Source organism: Calyptranema fuscum S582 (assembly GCF_055793305.1).
On sequence record NZ_JBSLYH010000001.1, the window covers coordinates 1 to 17795 of the forward strand.

Annotated in this window: 11 protein-coding genes and 1 pseudogene; 9 read left to right on the forward strand and 3 right to left on the reverse strand. The window is 50.2% G+C overall.

Features of this window, described 5'->3' with window-relative positions:
* From ACR6Z4_RS00005 to ACR6Z4_RS00015, 3 genes and pseudogenes are all read right to left on the reverse strand, one after another.
* Positions 1 to 483 (reverse strand): annotated as a pseudogene (locus ACR6Z4_RS00005) (hypothetical protein); the annotation flags it as partial.
* Positions 484 to 847: 364 nt separating this feature from the next.
* Positions 848 to 1693 carry an alpha/beta fold macrolide esterase gene (gene mle / locus ACR6Z4_RS00010; protein WP_479715151.1) on the reverse strand — a complete coding sequence of 282 codons (846 nt, stop codon included), beginning with the start codon at positions 1691 to 1693 and terminating at the stop codon, positions 848 to 850.
* A gap of 113 nt (positions 1694 to 1806) precedes the next feature.
* The gene (locus tag ACR6Z4_RS00015; protein ID WP_479715152.1) at positions 1807 to 5535 is read right to left on the reverse strand and encodes a WD40 domain-containing protein; all 3729 of its coding nucleotides are present in this window, start codon (positions 5533 to 5535) and stop codon (positions 1807 to 1809) included.
* A 506-nt stretch (positions 5536 to 6041) separates the two neighbouring features.
* Here ACR6Z4_RS00015 and ACR6Z4_RS00020 point away from each other — a divergent pair.
* From ACR6Z4_RS00020 to ACR6Z4_RS00060, 9 genes are all read left to right on the forward strand, one after another.
* Positions 6042 to 6800 carry an SDR family oxidoreductase gene (locus tag ACR6Z4_RS00020; protein WP_479715153.1) on the forward strand — a complete coding sequence of 253 codons (759 nt, stop codon included), beginning with the start codon at positions 6042 to 6044 and terminating at the stop codon, positions 6798 to 6800.
* A gap of 109 nt (positions 6801 to 6909) precedes the next feature.
* Positions 6910 to 7368 (forward strand): hypothetical protein, encoded by a 459-nt coding sequence (locus ACR6Z4_RS00025; protein WP_479715154.1) that lies wholly within the window; start codon positions 6910 to 6912, stop codon positions 7366 to 7368.
* Between the two features lie 25 nt (positions 7369 to 7393).
* Entirely contained in the window at positions 7394 to 7846 is a 453-nt protein-coding gene (locus tag ACR6Z4_RS00030; protein WP_479715155.1) for a cupin domain-containing protein, read from the forward strand.
* 132 nt (positions 7847 to 7978) lie between these two features.
* On the forward strand, positions 7979 to 8152 hold the full coding sequence (locus ACR6Z4_RS00035) for a rubredoxin (protein ID WP_479715156.1): 174 nt from the start codon (positions 7979 to 7981) through the stop codon (positions 8150 to 8152).
* Positions 8153 to 8310: 158 nt separating this feature from the next.
* The gene (locus tag ACR6Z4_RS00040) at positions 8311 to 8508 is read left to right on the forward strand and encodes a hypothetical protein (RefSeq protein WP_479715157.1); all 198 of its coding nucleotides are present in this window, start codon (positions 8311 to 8313) and stop codon (positions 8506 to 8508) included.
* A 119-nt stretch (positions 8509 to 8627) separates the two neighbouring features.
* Positions 8628 to 10223, forward strand: a complete 1596-nt coding sequence (locus ACR6Z4_RS00045) for an ATP-binding protein (RefSeq protein WP_479715158.1) — start codon at positions 8628 to 8630, stop codon at positions 10221 to 10223.
* Between the two features lie 124 nt (positions 10224 to 10347).
* Complete coding sequence (locus ACR6Z4_RS00050) at positions 10348 to 11259, forward strand: SAM-dependent methyltransferase (protein ID WP_479715159.1); 912 nt, start codon at positions 10348 to 10350, stop codon at positions 11257 to 11259.
* 269 nt (positions 11260 to 11528) lie between these two features.
* Positions 11529 to 16022, forward strand: coding sequence for a PAS domain S-box protein (locus ACR6Z4_RS00055; RefSeq protein WP_479715160.1), 4494 nt, complete (start codon positions 11529 to 11531; stop codon positions 16020 to 16022).
* A gap of 145 nt (positions 16023 to 16167) precedes the next feature.
* The gene (locus ACR6Z4_RS00060; protein ID WP_479715161.1) at positions 16168 to 16959 is read left to right on the forward strand and encodes a fatty acid desaturase; all 792 of its coding nucleotides are present in this window, start codon (positions 16168 to 16170) and stop codon (positions 16957 to 16959) included.
* Positions 16960 to 17795 lie beyond the last annotated feature (836 nt).

Below are 17795 nucleotides of genomic sequence, written 5' to 3' on the forward strand. Positions count from 1 at the left end.
AGTTCCATACATAATGGATCCATGCTGCCTTAAAAGCTCACCTAAAGGAATAATTGGCAAAGTTTCATTAGCCGAGGCTGTAATAACCTCAGGGGATACTGCAACGACTGGATTTCTTGCTCGATCTTGAGCAATCGCCAAATTGCGACGATATTCAGCAATTTTGCCTTGCACCTGATGATGTTGGGCATGAGAGGCGGGTACTGTTTGCAGTAAAGCGATCGCTTGTTGCCAGCGGCTAATCACCAAACTCCAATCGTCTTTAGAGCTAGCCGATTGTGCCATAGTTGCAGCGCTAGTAGCTCTGTTTATTGCTTGCTGCCAAGGGTCAGACTGAGATGAAGATGGGGCAGCAGCATCAGGGGAAGCTGCGGTAGCAGGTGGGGTGGTAGTAGGCTGAGAGGCAGGCGGAGCCACAGATAGGGAAGCATCGACTGGGGCAGCTGACTGAGGTTGGTTAGGCGTTGAGCAGCCAACTAGCATAAATAAACCAGCGCTCGAAAGCCAACAGCAAGAGTTACTTAATAATTTGCGCATGGCAATAGGTGAAGAAATTTATGAAATGGATGCGTTGAATCTAAATGTAGAAGAGTTAGTGCTGAGATTCACCTCAAACAATAAAGATTACGGAACAGCACCCAAAATCACTCAAAACCACACAAGGAATAGTCGTAACGTAAATACATCATAAATCACCTTGAAGAGCACAAGCGATACTATTTGAGGGGTTCACAGAACAGGCAATTGGGTATGTCAACTAGATTGTGTCAGGGCAAATTGATCTGATCTGCTGCTGAAAATAACTGATGGATCAACTCAATGTGGCGATCGTTCATACTCACCGTTTTCATGATGCAGTGTGCTGCTGGATTGCTTCAATGATCACAGCCCAATCATCGGGGTGTAGTTCGTGTCCTGTTCCAGACAGGGTGAGTAATTGAGCATGGGGAATCTCTGCTTTTAATGCCAGAGCATGGGCATAGGGCAAAACAAGGTCTTCTGTGCCGTGAATGATCAGGGTTGGAGCCGCAATTTCGTCAAGCCGACCCAGCCATTGCTCTCCTCCCCCAAGCAGAGCATGGTTAAAGGCAGTGGTGGGGTTGGGGGTGCGATCGAAGTCTGCCCCTGCTAATTCACAAATCAGTGACTCATCAAAGGCATGGGATGAACCGGACAGCAATCGCCATGCCCCAACCTGATATTCAATCACTGCTTCGCGGTTTATCCAATCCAGTTCACCCGCTTTTGCATGGTAATTGAGAACGGAAGGATCAATCTCAGGCAGAGTAGGGTCTGCTTCAGCCAGCCGTTCTGAAGCAATCAAGGTTAGACTGTTGACCCGTTGGGGCTGTTTGAGCGCCATGAGTTGAGCCAGATAGCCTCCCAGCGACATCCCAACCAGATGAACACTCTGGATTTTATAGCCATCGAGAACACAAAAGGCATCATCCGCCAGATCTTCAACCGAATAGTTGATCTGTCCAGGCTCGTAGCTGGTGGATTTTCCAGTATCTCGGTGATCGTAACGAATTACATATCGTCCCACAGCCGCTAACTGACAGCAGAACGCTTCCGACCACCAAATACCAGAAGACATGGCTCCCATCATCAACAAAATTGGAGCATCATCCGAAGAGCCAAAGGATTCTGAAAAAAGCTGAACTCCGTTATGGCTAATTTGCTTGTTTTTCATACGTTGACTTGTTCATTGTTCAAGTATGTTCCTGCTATTTCGTCTTAAAAAGTAATGCACAGCTTTACTTCTACGGTAGAAGGTAGGATTACAGCTTATTTAATCCACGATCCTTAGTGGTCAGCTGCCCCTAATGTTTTTAATGTGGTTTTTTGAGCATCTGTCAATCCGGTTGCGCCTTGAATATTCATCCCTTCATAGAGGCGATCGGCTCTCAGAGTTTTGAGGCACTCACCCGTTATTGGATTCCACAGCTTAATGGTTTCATCCTGACTACCACTGACCAAAAGCGGACCTGTACCGGATGGCAGGCTCACGTCGAGCGGACTAAATTGAACAGAGCAGACCCGGCTCGTGTGTCCTTGTAGTACTTTCTGGCAGATGAGATCTTGAACATCCCAGAGTCGAATCGTTTGATCGTCACTGCCACTGGCCAGGGTATGACCATCGGGACTGAAGGTAACGGAGCGAACACCATTGGTATGGTCGCGTAACGTTGCAAAACAGATGCCGTCTTGTACATTCCATAATCGAACTGAGCCGTCCATGCTACCCGTCGCTAACGTCTGACCATTCGGGCTAAAGGCAACGGATAAAACCCAAGATGTATGTCCATGTAGGGTTCTCAGGCAGTCACCGTTTCGCACATCCCATAGCCGTACTGTGTGATCATTGCTGCCACTTGCAAGGGTGGAGCCGTCGGGGCTAAAGGCGATCGCCCAAACCCAGCCTGTATGCCCGTGTAGAGTTTTGAGGCAGGTACCCTCTCGCACATCCCAGAGCCGCACGGTTTGATCATTGCTGGCACTGGCAAGCATTTGACCATCCGGGCTGAAGGTAACGGCAAAAACCCAACCCGTATGCCCATATAAGGTTCTGAGACAGGTACCATTTCGGGCATTCCATAGCCGCACGGTTTGATCGTTGCTGGCACTGGCAATCAGTTGACCATCCGGGTGAAATGCCACTGCCCAAGTCCAGCTTTTGTGTCCTGGTAGATCCCTGGAGCACGTTTCCTGTTTCATATCCCAGAGCCGCACGAGGGCATCATAACTGCCACTGGCGAGTGTGGAGCCATCTGGACTAAAGCTGACCGAACAAATCCCATTGGTTCGTCCATGAAATGTTTTAAGGCAGGTGCCATCCTGCACATTCCACAGTCGAGTGGAGAGATCGGCACTGCCGCTCGCGAGGGTTCGACCATCCGGATTAAAGGCAACTTTCCAAACGCAACTGCTGTGACCTTGCAGCACTTTGAAGCATGTTCCATCCTGCACATTCCATAACCGCACTGAAGCATCTTCACTGCTGCTAGCAAGCGTTTGACCATTGGGGCTAAAGCTGAGTGAGGTGACCCAACCTGTATGACCTTGCAGGGTTTTGAAGCAGATACCCGTCTCTACATTCCACAGTCGAATGGTGCAATCTTCACTGCCGCTGGCAAGCGTTTGACCATCCGGACTGAAACGCACTGTCCTCACCCAACGGCTATGTCCTGGCAAGGTTTTGAGGAGGGTTTTGTCAGCAACACTCCACAAGCGGATCGAAGCGTCTTCGCTGGCACTTGCTAGAAGCTGTCCGTTGGGGCTAAAGCGAACTGACGTAACCCCACCCGTATGCCCCTGCAACACTGCCAGGCAGGTTCCATCCTGGACATTCCAGAGCCGAATTGTCTGGTCATCACTACCACTCGCCAGCAGTTGACCATCTGGGCTAAACGCGATCGTCCACACCCGCTGGGTATGCCCCCCTAATGTGTTGAGACAGTTTCCGGGAGAATGGCTGGAATCACTTGCTTCAGCCAGGTTCGCAGGACTGGATGGTTCAAACCCATCGAGGCTCTGCATGTCCCATAACCGAATCAGAAAGTCATGGCTGCAACTGGCGAGCGTTTTGCCATCGGGACTGAAGGCGATCGCCCAGATCCAGCCCTCATGCCCCTGCACGGTTAAAACGGGCTGACCATCAGCGACACGCCACAGGCAAATCTTACCGTCCAAATCGCCGATCGCCAGCAGGCTACCCTCTGGGTTGAAACTGACTGACATAACGCTACTTAAGGTCTCTGCAAACACAGAGGTGGCTAAATCAGCGTTGCGAAAATTGACCCCTGCCAGGTTGACCTGCCGCAAGTCGGCTTGCCATACGGTTAGCTCCGAAAAGTCACAGCCGCATAAATTGCTTTGCAAATGCACCAGCAGGTTGAGCAGATTGCCAGCCATATAATCTGGCTGAGGTGCTTGTTTTTGCTGCTCCAACAGCGTTTTCAACTGCTGTTCAAGGGTTTGTGACTTGCTAAACTGAAGCTGCAATTGTTCCGCGATCGGTTCTATAATCAATCGCTTTTGCATCTCTCGAATGTAGTCTTTTGCTTGTGCTCTAATCAGTGCATGAATTTTGAGCCGCTCTGGCGTTTGGCTAACAATTTCCCTAGTAATGCACTGCACAAATCGATCAGTCGCATACTCCAGCACAACGGGCTGAAGAAAAAAACGCTTCCCCTCTTTTTCGATGAGCGTTCGCGAAGCGGTCCCTATGAGACATCGCGGAGCGGTCTCTATGAGACATCGCCGCAACAATGACTGTATTGCGTCTGGTAATCTACGCCTGGACGCCTTCGTGACCAGATCCTGGCTCAACTCAAACAGTGACAAGGGTTCCCGATGAATGGCTAGCCAAAACAGCATTTCCTGCTCAATGTCGGTCAGGCGATCGAACTGTCTCTGAAGCAAGTCACGAATATCATCAAAGACGGCTAAGCCCTGCTGCACATAGTCCAAGATTGCAGCAATGCTGCCACTGAAGAGGTCTTGGGTTGCCGCTGCTACCAGCTTTAACGCCAGGGGGTTGCCGCTGTAATGGGTCACTAATCGCTCCCAGTCTGATTCTGTTCCGGCAAATGCCCCTTTATAGCGAAAGAGTGCTTGTCCGGCTTCTGGGGTCAGTCCTTTCAACCGGAAGGTTCTGACGGCTTGCTGTGCCCCTTCCAGGGGCACAATCTCTCTCGGCTTTTCGCGACTGGTGAGCAACAAGCAACTTTGATGAGGGATTTCTCCAAGGTCTTTAAATAGTTGACCATAGCCTTCATACCCTGTTCGATACTGTGCCGATTGTCCGGCACTCAAGATCGTCTCAACATTATCCAGGATCAGCAAACAGCGCTTTTGGCGCAACCCTGATCTTAGCTTCAGCAATTTTCCATCCAGGCTACTTGGTACAGCGATATCCTCTCCCTGTGCCCGCAATAGCAGCGGCAACACCGTCTCTAGCCACTCCTCAAAGGGTGGAGCATTTTGTAGCGATCGCCACACCACCACCTCGAACTCGGTTTGAATCTGCTGCACCAGTTTGGCGGCCAGGGTACTTTTGCCAATGCCACCAATGCCCAGTAGCAGCACAAGGCGGCACTGTTCTTCTATTACCCACTGTTGAAGACACACCAGTTCTTCAGTGCGCCCACAGAAGGTAGCCGTATCAATGGCATTCCCCCAGTCGGTTGGCTCCAATTGGGTTGTCGATGGGGTAATGGCTAGAGGCTGAGTTTGGGTTGCCTCAATCAGCGATCGCCGCCACTGATGCTCTAACGCCCCTCGAAAATTGGTTTTACTGACGGGTTCCCCCAAGGCGCGCTTCAGTAAATTCCACAGTTTGGGACCGACATTGCGCTTGATATAGCTGATTGAGTAGCCAGACACCTCAGCAATTTGCTCGTAAGTCTGTTCTTGCAGGGCACCGAGCAAAATGGCGGCTTCTACTTCATTGAGACGTCTACCGACCTCGGCAAAGACGACGGAATTAGCAACGTGCAAAGCATCTTCTAAATCCATTGTCTTTGATTCCATTACTTCATGAATAGTAGTAGTCTGAATTCACCTCCAGTTTAAGGTGAACTTTTGTTTTGAGCACGACTAAACCTAAGACTTAGGCGAGACAGGGGATTCAGCCCAGTCCAACCAAAGTTGATGACGAAAAAGTTCACCAATCCGTCAGGATTCAGGCTCGTCTTATTGACCTCAAAGTGGTGAATTTGTAGGTAACGACAAACCCCAAAAACTTCTCTAATGTAGTGACATCAGGTTCAAAGGCGCGAGGGAAAAGAATTAGCAACCTAAGTAGCTGGGGAATCGTAGGATGGGTTAGCGGTAGCGTAACCCATGCGGATGTTGGGTTTCGTACCTCTACCCAACCTACACGTTCCTCAATTTAATTTGCCTTGCTTACTTGCTAGCTCCTAACCGCTGGTCAATCTGCACAATATCTTTTTCAGCAGAACCCAATCTTGCGACCCTAACCCGATCGCCAGGCTAAGGTTCTGCTGCAAGGGATTCACTAATTTAGGAGATTCAGTATGAAGATTGTCGTGATTGGTGGCACCGGACTGATTGGAACCAAGCTCGTGAAAAACCTCCGTCAGCTTGGTCATGAGGTTGTGGCGGCATCACCCCGATCAGGGGTCAATACAATTACAGGTGAGGGACTGGCGGAGGCACTTACAGGCGCTCAAGTCGTCGTTGATGTGGCGAACTCGCCTTCGTTCGAGGACAAGGCAGTTTTAGAGTTCTTTGAAACCTCCGGTCGTAATCTGCTTGCCGCAGAAGCGATCGCGGGAGTGGGACATCATGTGGCGTTGTCGGTCGTGAATGCCGATCGCTTGCCTGACAGTGGTTATATGCGGGCAAAGGTTGCCCAGGAGAAGCTGATTCAGGAGTCCAAGATTCCCTATACGATCCTGCGTGCAACACAGTTTTTTGAGTTCCTCAATGGTATCGCCCAATCGAGCACCGACGGGCAAACAGTTCACTTGTCCCCTGCCCTGGTGCAACCGATCGCATCGGATGACGTTGCTGCCGGACTGACCAAAATCACAGTTGGGGCACCCCTGAACGGCATGATCGAAGTAGCGGGTCCCGACAAGTTCCGTCTCGACCAACTCGTTCAAAAATACTTGATTGCAAATAACGACCCACGCAAGGTCATCACAGACATTCACGCCCGCTATTTCGGTATCGAGCTGAACGATCGCTCCCTTAACCCTAGCAGCGACAATCCGCGCATTGGGGCGACGAACTTCGATCAGTGGCTCGATCGCCAGGCGAAAGCAGCCTAGCCAGCCCATGTTTCTTCAAGTGATTGTTTCCTGCCCGTCGCGACGCAGCGATGGGCGGGAGTCACGCGGGACTAATTTACCTCTACTCAACATGGCAAGGTGATCAATCATGAAACCAACTGCAAGTGATCGAACCATTTTGGTTGTGGGAGCCATCCTGATCGCGTTCAACGTTCTATTTCTGTTTGGCAACGGACTGTTTATGCTGGTTGCTCCGTTGACATGGTATAACATCGTTCCTGGTGTGACCCACACGGGTTCCTTTAACCAGCACTTCATCCGCGATATTGGGATGATTCAGATGTTTCTCGGTGCTGCCTTCGCGATCGGGATGTTCCAGCCAGCACATCGCTTTGACCTGTGGGCTGCGGCAACATCATGGCTCATCGCCCATGCCAGTTTCCATCTGTGGGAAGTTGCCGTCGGCATTTCCGCTCCATCAACGATTCCGCAGGACTTTCCCGCTGTCACTCTTCCGGCTTTGATTGGTGTTGCACTGACGACATGGGCTTGGCATACCAGTCCACGTTTAGCATCTCCCGGTCTGATGACCAGAAATTCTTTGTGATTTAAGTTGCCAAGGAAGAACCGAAATGTTCACTAAATTTCTCCCCAGAGTTGCATTCGCAGCACTCTCCATATTCGCAGTTCTTTTCGTATTCACAGCACTTCCTGTCTTCGCCGCTTCAGCCGACGACACGTCTACTGAGTCCAAGATAACATTGGTCTTTGATCATGCCCTTCCCAATGTGCCCGGCAAGAGCATGAAAGGCGTGCTAGTCGAATATGCGCCCGGTGATTCATCGCCCGCTCACACCCATCCAGGTTCGGCTTTTATCTATGCCACGGTTTTGGAGGGCGCGATGCGTAGCAAAATCAATGACAATCCGGAACAGGTGTATCACGCGGGTGAGAACTTTTTTGAAGTACCCGGCAATCATCATCTGGTCAGTGCCAATGCCAGTGATACTCAACCCATGCGGATGCTAGCTGTCTTTGTCGTCGATACCAATGAGACGAACCTGGTCACGCCCGACGAAGAGTGAAACTTCCAGCCACCCGTTCTCTTTTCGTTCAAGCTGCCGCTGAACTGAAGAAATCTCTGCAATCAAAGCAAGTGACGGAATTAATCAATGATAGATCTTTCAAACTTTTCTAATACTACTCAGGAAGTACGTATGGAATCATATAAATGTCCAGTTTGTGGTCACATTTATGATCCGGAAGAAGGCGATCCAAAGTCTGGAATTACTCCAGGAACAGCATTTGAGGATCTGCTAGACGATTGGAAATGTCCAGTCTGCCGCACAAAGAAGATAAAGTTTCAACCCGTGCAACCACAGGTAGTTTAGGACTTACGCAAACCTCGGAGGTTTTGACCAAGAATCAAGCATCATGACCAACATCGTGACTTAAACCTCCGAGGTTTTAGCAGTTGTTGAGCCATGCAAAAATGCACTGGCGGGGAGTTATACCGCTGTGTCCCCTTGCTGGATCTTGTAGGAGAGCGATGCCAGAGATCCAGACAGTGCAGACCAAGTACGACCTGAACGGTGGAGAGTTTTTATCGCTTCCTCTCCTTTATTGCCACCAACGGCAGGCTAAACCCTGCATCAGAGCGGTCAGAGGTGGCGATCGCTCAGGTCATGTCCACAACACGATCAACCAACACAAATGTACTAGGGATCACAAATTAAATACCCTGTAATTCTTTTTGAGAGAGCGACGGCTCCGCCGTCGCTCTCTCAAAGATGCTGCCACGCAGTTTTCACAATTGCAAGCTAAATTAGCATTCATAGCCAGACCTGTTAGCAGTTGAAAGCCAGCATGACCTTTCTCGACGTAGCTCAAACGAATACCTTTGTCGATAGCCATCTAGATCCTCAACCTTCACTTTCAACAGCAAATTTTTCATCTGTGATAGCGCTGATGGAGGGACAAAATCATGTTCTAGAGCTGATTGCTCAGGGAAAACCACTACCCGCAATTTTGGATACTCTGGCTCGTTTAATTGAGTCTCAAACCCTAGAAACGACCTACTGTTCATTTTTGCTCGTCGATCAAGATGGTCAACGGTTACGACATGGGGCTGCCCCCAGCTTGCCGACCGAGTATAGCAATTTAATTGATGGCATTGCAATCGGGCCAGAGGTTGGTTCTTGCGGTACGGCTGCGTACCGTGTGGCATCGGTGATTGTCGAAGATATTAGCCTTGATCCCTTATGGGACGCATTTCGAGAGTTGGCTTTGAGCTATGGATTACATGCTTGCTGGTCAACGCCGATTCTATCGTGTGATGGGCAAGTTTTGGCGACCTTTGCGATGTATCATCCTTTTCCCTACAAGCCTGTCCCCCACGATCGCGAATTGTTGATCAAGGCGACTTATTTGGCGCGTATCGCCATTGAGCGACATCTGAATGAAGCAGCTTTGAAACAAGCCAAGAATTCTCTAGAAATTCAAGTGGAGCAGCGAACCCAGGAATTACAAGTAGCGATCGCTCAATTGAAGGAGCAAATCCAGGAGCGACAAGGTGTAGAAGCACAACTACGTCACAAAGCGCAAGAACTGGAAGACACCCTGAGAGAACTGAATCAAACGCAATCCTGGATGATTCAGAACGAAAAAATGTCATCGTTGGGGCAACTTGTGGCAGGTGTTGCCCATGAGATTAATAACCCAGTCAATTTTATTTATGGCAATCTAACTCCAGCCCGACAGTACATTCAAGATTTATTTGAACTGATTGATCAGTACGAAATTCATTCTTCGCAGCCTATCCCTGCTGTGCAAGCAATGTTAGAGGCGATCGAGTTTGATTTTTTGAAGAGAGATTTACCAAAACTGCTGAATTCGATGCAATTAGGAGCAGATCGGATCAAGCAAATTGTGCTCTCATTACGTACGTTTGCCCGCAAGGATGAGGCAGAACACAAGGAGGTGGATCTGCACGAGGGGCTTGATAGTACGTTGACGATTTTGGAACATCGACTGAGAGCCCAGCCGGATCGATCTGAAATAGTTATATCCAAGGACTATGACCAGTTACCCCTGGTGCAATGCTATGCAGGGCAATTGAACCAGGTCTTCATGAATCTTTTGGTGAATGCCATCGATGCAATTGAGGAGCGTTTGAGGCATGGCACGCTGTCTGCTCAGCCTGAGATTCAGATTTCTACCCAATTCAGTAACAACCCCAAACACGTCAGTATTTCTATTACCGATAATGGCATAGGCATCTCACCGGAAGTGCGATCGCAATTATTTGATCCATTTTTTACAACCAAGACCATCGGCAAAGGAACTGGGATGGGTTTGGCGATTAGCTATCAAATTGTGACAGAGCGACATCAGGGAACCTTGCAGTGCATTTCCCAGCCCAACCAGGGAGCAACCTTCATCATCACGATTCCGATTCGTTGAGGGCAGTGCGAGTACATCGTTGACTCCGGTTTTGGGTGGCTCATCTTGATGGAGCATCGGCTCTCTACCCCCGTGAGGCACTTGCATCTGGGTTGCGTCGATAAGATAGGTGATGCACAATCAGATGAGTCCTAACATCCGAAAGACTTGTATGGAAGCCGCTCTGCTTCAGTCCTCCGATCCAATTTCATATACCGCCCGAATTGTTGCGGCGAAGCGGGCGATCGAGCAGCTCCACTCTGCTCCCATGTTTCAAGACCCCTATGCCGCAGCTCTGGCAGGTGATGAAGTCGATGCTTTACTTTCTCGTTGGGAAAAAGTTGCTCAAGCTCAAGCCGTTCCGTTAGAGCAAGTGATGACCAAACGAACTCGCTACATTGCGGTTCGCACGAAATTTATGGATGACCTCCTCAACTCGACGCTGGCTGAGCACAAGCAAGTGGTTATCCTGGGAGCCGGACTCGACACAAGAGCCTATCGGCTAGCATGGGCACCTGATACGACCGTATATGAAGTGGATTGCCCAGAGGTGTTGCAGTACAAAGCCCAAGTTTTGCAAGACGTTACCCCAGCGTGTATCTATCGACCTGTCTCTGGAGATCTGGCTGCACCAGATGTGAACTGGGCAACCGCCATCCTCGATGCTGGCTATCAAACGACCGTGCCAACCCTGTGGTTACTGGAAGGAGTAATCATGTATTTGAAGGAAAAAGAAGTAGATCTGCTACTCCAGACCCTCTCTCAATTAAGCGTTCGTGGTAGCGTTTTGGGTATGGATGGAGTCAAAGTCGGATCAATTTTGGCTGGGCAGCGAGCGAAAAAAGCCGATCGCGGCAGAGTCGTACGGCATTGGCAATTTGGTCACGATAATCCGAAACAACTGCTGGCGAGATATGGATGGGTTGCAGACGTGGTTGAGCCGCAAGACGTTGCCGCAGGATATGGCAGGTATCCCACGTCTCTACCGATCGGCACTGAAACAGCAGACCAGGATGATGGTCGAGGGGTATGGCTGGTTAATGCTGTGAAAGCCTAATCTTCTGAGTACGGTGTTGTGGGGCGCGGAGCGCCCCACAACACCGTTTCTGCACTGAACGAACTTGCACACCGCTATAAAAAGAGGGACTTTGAATGGCTCGGCTCTCTCCAGCGGAGCGAACTGCCGATTAAACCTTTGTGCCTTGAGACGGACGATCGCTCGTTATAGCGCATGATATAGCTACTTATGAGCACTCACTGCATCAGATGGGCGAGGTGGGTCAAGACTTGCTGGTTAAGTACTGTTCAGAGTGAGATAGAGCTCTTATGATCGATCATCTCCGCCACTCTACTTCGTCAGGCGATAGTGTATCTCAAAACATGCCTCAGGGCATGGCTAAAGCCTATGAACCAGCAACCGCAGACGTCGCAGATTCTCCTGAGCGACAGCCGGATTTAGCCATGGACATCCAGGCGCTACAAATTCTCGATAGCAGCGATGACTGTATTAAAGTATTGGATTTGGACGGGCGAATTCTGTTCATGAGTCGAGGAGGGCAGATATTGTTGGGAGTTCAGGATACAACGCCTTTCCTCAACACTTCCTGGATAGAATTTTGGCAGGGAGCGGATCAGCAAGCGGCACATGAGGCGATCGCCCAAGCCAGAGGAGGCAAGGTTAACACCTTTCAGGGCTATTGTCCGACCCCCAATGGTAAACCCACGTGGTGGGATATCAAAATCAGCCCCATTCGAGGAATCGAAGGGCACGTTGAACGACTGCTGTGCATCTCGCGGGATATCACTGAGCGCAAGCAAATTGAAGAGGAATGCCAACAAGCCTTAGAAAAACTGCGGGAGTCAGAAGAGTGGTATCGAGCCATTGTTAATCAAGCTGTGACAGGCGTCGTCTGCACCGATCTCGACGGCAAACTGACGTTGGTCAATCAAAAGTATTGCGATATCACGGGCTATTCAGCTGAGGAACTGAGCCAGCGGCGGATGCAGGATATTACCTATCCGGAAGACCTGCCCCGTAATACTCAACTGTTTCATCGGATGCAGACGGACGGCACGCCGTTTGAAATCGAGAAGCGCTATATCCGCAAAGATGGCTCGATCGTCTGGGTGAATAACAGTGTGTCGGTGATCCGCGATCGCGATGGCAAACCGCAATCGGCAATGGCGATCGTGGTAGATATCACCGAGCGTAAACAGGCAGCATTGAGTACTGCCTTTCTTGCAACAGTGACTCAACATCTGGCAGAGGCAACCTGTGTCGAAGACATTGTTCAAACGATTGGGGAACATTTAAACCAATATCTGCACATATCCATTTGTGCTTTCATCGAAATTAATCAGAGTGCAGAGGTTGCAGCCATTCATCACAATTGGCACCAGCTGGGAGTACCCAGTTTGGTTGGGGGGTATCATCTGGCAGAGTTTGTCACCGACGAATTTCTCCAAACGGCTAAAGCTGGGCAACCCATCATTGTTCGCGATGTCACGACAGATCCACAGATTGCCGATCCAAAACGATTTGCCCCACTCAAAATTGGTTCATTTATCAATATTCCGTTGATTCGAGACGATGAATGGAAGTTTAGCCTCGGGATTTATCATCAAACGCCCTACAACTGGCGTAGCACTGAAATTGAGTTAATGCGCGAATTGGCAAACCGCATTTGGACAAAGCTGGAACGAACGCGGGTTGAGATTGCCTTACGCCAGAGTCGGAAGATGTTTTCTACGTTGGTCGCTGATGCCCCGTTTGGCGTGTATATGGTTGATGCCGAGTTTCGCTTGCGGCAGGCAAACCAGACGGCGGCCAGAGCCTTTAACATTCAGCCCCTGCTTGGCCGCGATCTCGCCGAGGCTCTACGAATCATCTGGCAAGACCCCTTTGCGACAGAAGCGATCGATCGCTTTCGCCACACGCTGGCGACGGGTGAGCCTTACTACTCGCCACCGATCGTTGAACCCCGTGCCGATATTGCCGAAATTCAGTCTTATGATTGGCAACTTCACCGCATCACGTTGCCGGATGGCAGCTATGGGGTGGTCTGTTACTTCTATGACCTTTCCGAAATCAAACGCGCCGAAGAGATGATGCGTCGTAATGGCGATCGCGATGCTTTCCTTGTCACCCTCAACGATACGCTCCGTCCGTTGAACGACCCGATCGAAATTCTGGCAACGGCTAACCGGGCACTGGGCAAACAGTTGGGAGCCAACCGGGTAACGTACTTTGAGGTACGAGGCGCAGATTATTTTCTGGAACAGAATTACGTCAATGGAGCCGAGTCTCTGCGGGGAGGCTACCCGATCGAGTCCTTTGGCACGGAATTGCTGGCGACTTACCGTAGAGGGCATACTGCTACGGCAACGGATGTAGCAACGGATCCCAATTTATCTGCGGCTCAGCAATCGACCTATGCCGATATCCAGATTGCGGCTTATATCGGTGTGCCTCTGGTGAAACAGGGTGAGTTTGTGGCAGGCCTGGCAGTCCACTCTGCCCATCCTCGCCATTGGACAGCCGAAGAGATTGCGTTGACTGAAGACGTGGCTGAACGCACCTGGGCAGCCGTTGAACGCGCCCATGCTGAAGCTGCCCTGCGGGCATCGGAAGCGAAGTATCGATCGCTATTTGAGTCGATTGACGAAGGATTCTACCTGATCGAAGTTCTGTTTGATGAATCTGGACACGCGTTCGATTACCGTTTCCTGGAAGCCAATCCAGCCTTTGAGAAACACACCGGATTGGTCAACGTGGTCGGCAAGACCGTGCGTGAATTAGTGCCGCAGACGGAAGCCTATTGGTTTGAGATTTACGGCAGAATTGCACTCACAGGAATACCAGAGCGATTTGAAAACGCAGCTCAGGCATTGGGGCGGTTTTACGATGTTTATGCCTTTCGCATGGGTGAACCGCATGAGCGTAAAGTTGCGATTCTCTTTAGTGATATCAACGATCGCAAACAAGCCGAAGCTGCGATCGCCGCTGACCTGAGAGATACCCAACTGTTGCGGGATCTGGGCACACAACTGACCAGTGAAACCGACATTCAGGTACTTTATGACGAAATCTTAGCGGCGGCGATCGCGCTCACCCAGGCGGATGCTGGCTCGTTCCAGTTCTTCAATCATGAAACCCAAGACCTGTTATTGCTTGCCACTCAAGGCATCAGCCCAACCCTGGTGAAGCAGTTCAATCGCTTGAGCATGAGTTGCCCTACATCCTGTGGCATTGCCCTGACCACGGGCGAGCGAGCCTTTGTGAATTTTGATGTGCCAGCTAGCGAAGACCCTGATGGGTCGATGCGACAGCATGTTGAGGCTGGACTGCTCTCTGCCCAGTCCACCCCGCTCCTGTCTCGATCAGGACAACCCATTGGCATGGTTTCCACCCACTGGTGTACCCGTCACCGACCCAGCGATCGCGAACTGCGCTTTCTCGATTTGCTGGCACGGCAAGCGGCTGACTTGATCGAGCAACGACAGGATGCCGCCCAACGGAAACAGCTTTTAGAACGCGAACAAGCCGCACGAGAGGTTGCCGAACAGGCTAACCGCATTAAAGACGAATTTTTAGCAGTGCTATCCCATGAATTGCGATCGCCCCTTAATCCCATCCTCGGTTGGTCAAAGCTACTCCAGAATGGCAAGCTAGATAAAACAAAGACAGCCCAGGCGTTAGCCACAATCGAACGGAATGCCAAACTACAATCGGACTTAATTGAAGACCTGCTGGATGTCTCGCGGATTCTGCGCGGTAAATTGAGCCTTAACGTGACGTCAGTGAATCTTGCCGCTATGGTTAGAGGGGCAATGGAAACGGTGCGGCTGGCGGCAGAAGCTAAATCAATCGATTTGCGATTGACGATTTCAGATTCTGGATTATCCTCACCTTCTCATCCAAAATCTGAAATCCAAAATCCAAAATTTATGGTTTCGGGCGATCCCACTCGATTACAGCAAGTCGTCTGGAATCTTCTCTCCAATGCCGTGAAATTTACAGCCCCAGGAGGACAGGTGGATGTACGGCTGGAGGTTGTGGGTAGTTCAGAGGGAGAGGGAGGAGATAGGGGAGATAGGGGAGATGGGGGAGGTTTTTACTCGTCTCCACCTTTCTCATCTTCTCCACCCCCTCTGTATGCTCAAATCACGGTGAGTGATACGGGGCAGGGAATTGCGCCTGACTTTTTACCCTATGTGTTTGACTACTTCCGTCAAGCCGATGGGGCAACCACGCGTAAATTTGGTGGACTAGGGTTAGGATTGGCGATCGTACGTCACCTAGTCGAGCTGCATGGAGGCACAGTGAGCGTTGCCAGCCCTGGTGATGGGCAGGGTGCAACCTTTGCGGTTCAGGTGCCGCTGATGTCTACAGCTTCAGAAACAAATCAGGATGAGCGATCGCCCCAACAGTCCCCTGACTTGAATGGGATCAAAATTTTGGTGGTAGACGATGAAACTGATACACGCGAATTGGTAGCGTTTGTCTTAGAACAGCAAGGGGCACAGGTGACAGTCGCTCATTCTGCCTATGAAGCACTGCTGGTTTTGCCTCAAGCCAGGCCCGATGTTTTACTCAGTGATATCGGGATGCCAGAGATGGATGGTTATATGCTGATCCAGCAGGTGAGGGCGTTAGCACCTGAGCAAGGAGGGCAAATTCCGGCGATCGCTCTAACGGCGTATGCTGGAGATACCAATCAACGGCAGGTACTTGCCGCAGGCTTCCAAAAACATATCTCGAAACCCATTGAACCAGAGGTACTGGTTCAGACTATCGTTCACTTAATTCATCGAAATTAGCTCTCACCATTTGTAGGAGCAGGAATCATCTGACGATACATTTAAAGACAAGAATATCGCTTTCAACAGATCGCTGCTTATAATCCTATAGCGATCGTACTTGCATTGAATCAAATCCTGCCCACCAGATTTAGGACTGCTATCTATGACTCGTTCGATATCACCTTCGGTGGATTACCCTGTTGAGTACATGGTGACGGAACAGGATGCGCTAGGGTATGTTCGTCAGTGTTGGATGACCTCGGCAATATTAGTGCTCAGCTATGTTCTGTCTGTACAGGGCATTATACCGATCGCCGGATTGGTGTTGATAGTCATTCTGGCTTTGCCCCGGTGGATCATCAGCATTCACGAACTCATGCACATTTACAACGACCAACAAATCAATCGCTTTATTGGTCTACTGGGGGTGAGTCCTGTTCCCCTGTCGGTGTTCACCCTCAGCTATAGTCAACTCAGGGAGATTCATTTGCAGCATCATCGGGCTCCAGCCAGCGAAGCCGATCCCGATGCTTATCATATTCGTGGATCCGGCGGCTGGGTGTTCTTCAATGCGCTAACAGTTCCAGAACAAAGCCTGATTCGCTGGATTAAAACCCACGGACTGAGCAGATCGTTGATGATTGATTTGATAATCAAAGCCGTTTTGTTAGGTGCGATCGCATGGTGGGGAGGGATAACTTTTTGGTGGTTTTGGGTAACTCTCCGCCTCGTTTATGGTGTTGCTGATTTTGTCTTTTTTCGCGGTGTTCATCACCATCAGGGTCTTTATGGAACGTTTGCGCTGTCGCTACCCAATAGCTGGATTCGCTGTGGAGAATGGGTGTTTGGCAAAACAGTCGTACACGCTACCCTGAATCATGACTTACATCATCAATCTCCGGGTCTGGCGGCTCGTAGTTTAGACCTAGCCCGACAGCAGCATGGGACAGTCTAAGCCGCTGCATTCTTTTCATCCTGGGTGCCAAGTCATGACTAGTACACCAACTTAAAAGTTTTAGAAGGGGTAGAGGGGGTAAAACCCCCTCTTGGGGGCGCAGCCCCCAAACCCCCATGTTGCAAAATTTCGTGTTTGCAACACTAGTGGGTCACTTGGCATGAATATGACCATTTTGGGCAGGGTCTGGCAAGATAAAAAAATCCCCTGGTGCTGAGTGCGATGACTCGCCGACAGAAAGAGCCGTTGCGTGCTTGTGAAAGCGCCCGCCCGAAGGGCGGGCGCTTTCACAACTGATTTAGGGGCGCTTTCACAACTGATTTAGGGGCGCTTTCACAACTGATTTAGGGGCGCTTTCACAACTGATTTAGGGGCGCTTTCACAACTGATTTAGGGGCGCTTTCACAACTGATTTAGGGGCGCTTTCACAACTGATTTAGGATTGCTATAGTGCCTTATAAATAGCTGTTGCCTTAAACATGAAATGGTACGGTAATCCAAACGGGTTCCACCGCCAGGAGCCATTGTTGCTTGTGCAACCGCTGCCATGATTGCTTGACGCGTTGTGGCTTAAAAGATTTTCGTCACCCTGGTTACCACTCCTCAACCCCAGCGTTGGCGAAGCTCTCCGTTCGCGAAGCGTTCCGAAGGAAAGGAATCGCTTGTTCTACATTTGCTGTCGCCTGCGGATCTGTTTGCAAGCTTTTGCAGGATCAGGAGCGATCGCTTGCTGAAAGCCATATGACAACTGTGTTTCGATGAGTATTGCAGACAACTCCCAAACAGTATCGTGACAACAAGGGCTTGCTCAACAGTAATCGTTAAGAAACTAAAGA

What these genes read in the sequence shown, in the direction of transcription:
- ACR6Z4_RS00015 (WP_479715152.1), bottom strand. Translation starts at nt 5,535, where the DNA reads ATGGAATCAAAGACAATGGATTTAGAAGATGCTTTGCACGTTGCTAAT.
- ACR6Z4_RS00020 (WP_479715153.1), top strand. Translation starts at nt 6,042, where the DNA reads ATGAAGATTGTCGTGATTGGTGGCACCGGACTGATTGGAACCAAGCTC.
- ACR6Z4_RS00045 (WP_479715158.1), top strand. Translation starts at nt 8,628, where the DNA reads ATGACCTTTCTCGACGTAGCTCAAACGAATACCTTTGTCGATAGCCAT.
- ACR6Z4_RS00055 (WP_479715160.1), top strand. Translation starts at nt 11,529, where the DNA reads ATGATCGATCATCTCCGCCACTCTACTTCGTCAGGCGATAGTGTATCT.
- ACR6Z4_RS00030 (WP_479715155.1), top strand. Translation starts at nt 7,394, where the DNA reads ATGTTCACTAAATTTCTCCCCAGAGTTGCATTCGCAGCACTCTCCATA.
- ACR6Z4_RS00025 (WP_479715154.1), top strand. Translation starts at nt 6,910, where the DNA reads ATGAAACCAACTGCAAGTGATCGAACCATTTTGGTTGTGGGAGCCATC.
- ACR6Z4_RS00050 (WP_479715159.1), top strand. Translation starts at nt 10,348, where the DNA reads ATGAGTCCTAACATCCGAAAGACTTGTATGGAAGCCGCTCTGCTTCAG.
- ACR6Z4_RS00035 (WP_479715156.1), top strand. Translation starts at nt 7,979, where the DNA reads ATGGAATCATATAAATGTCCAGTTTGTGGTCACATTTATGATCCGGAA.
- ACR6Z4_RS00040 (WP_479715157.1), top strand. Translation starts at nt 8,311, where the DNA reads ATGCCAGAGATCCAGACAGTGCAGACCAAGTACGACCTGAACGGTGGA.
- ACR6Z4_RS00060 (WP_479715161.1), top strand. Translation starts at nt 16,168, where the DNA reads ATGACTCGTTCGATATCACCTTCGGTGGATTACCCTGTTGAGTACATG.
- mle (WP_479715151.1), bottom strand. Translation starts at nt 1,693, where the DNA reads ATGAAAAACAAGCAAATTAGCCATAACGGAGTTCAGCTTTTTTCAGAA.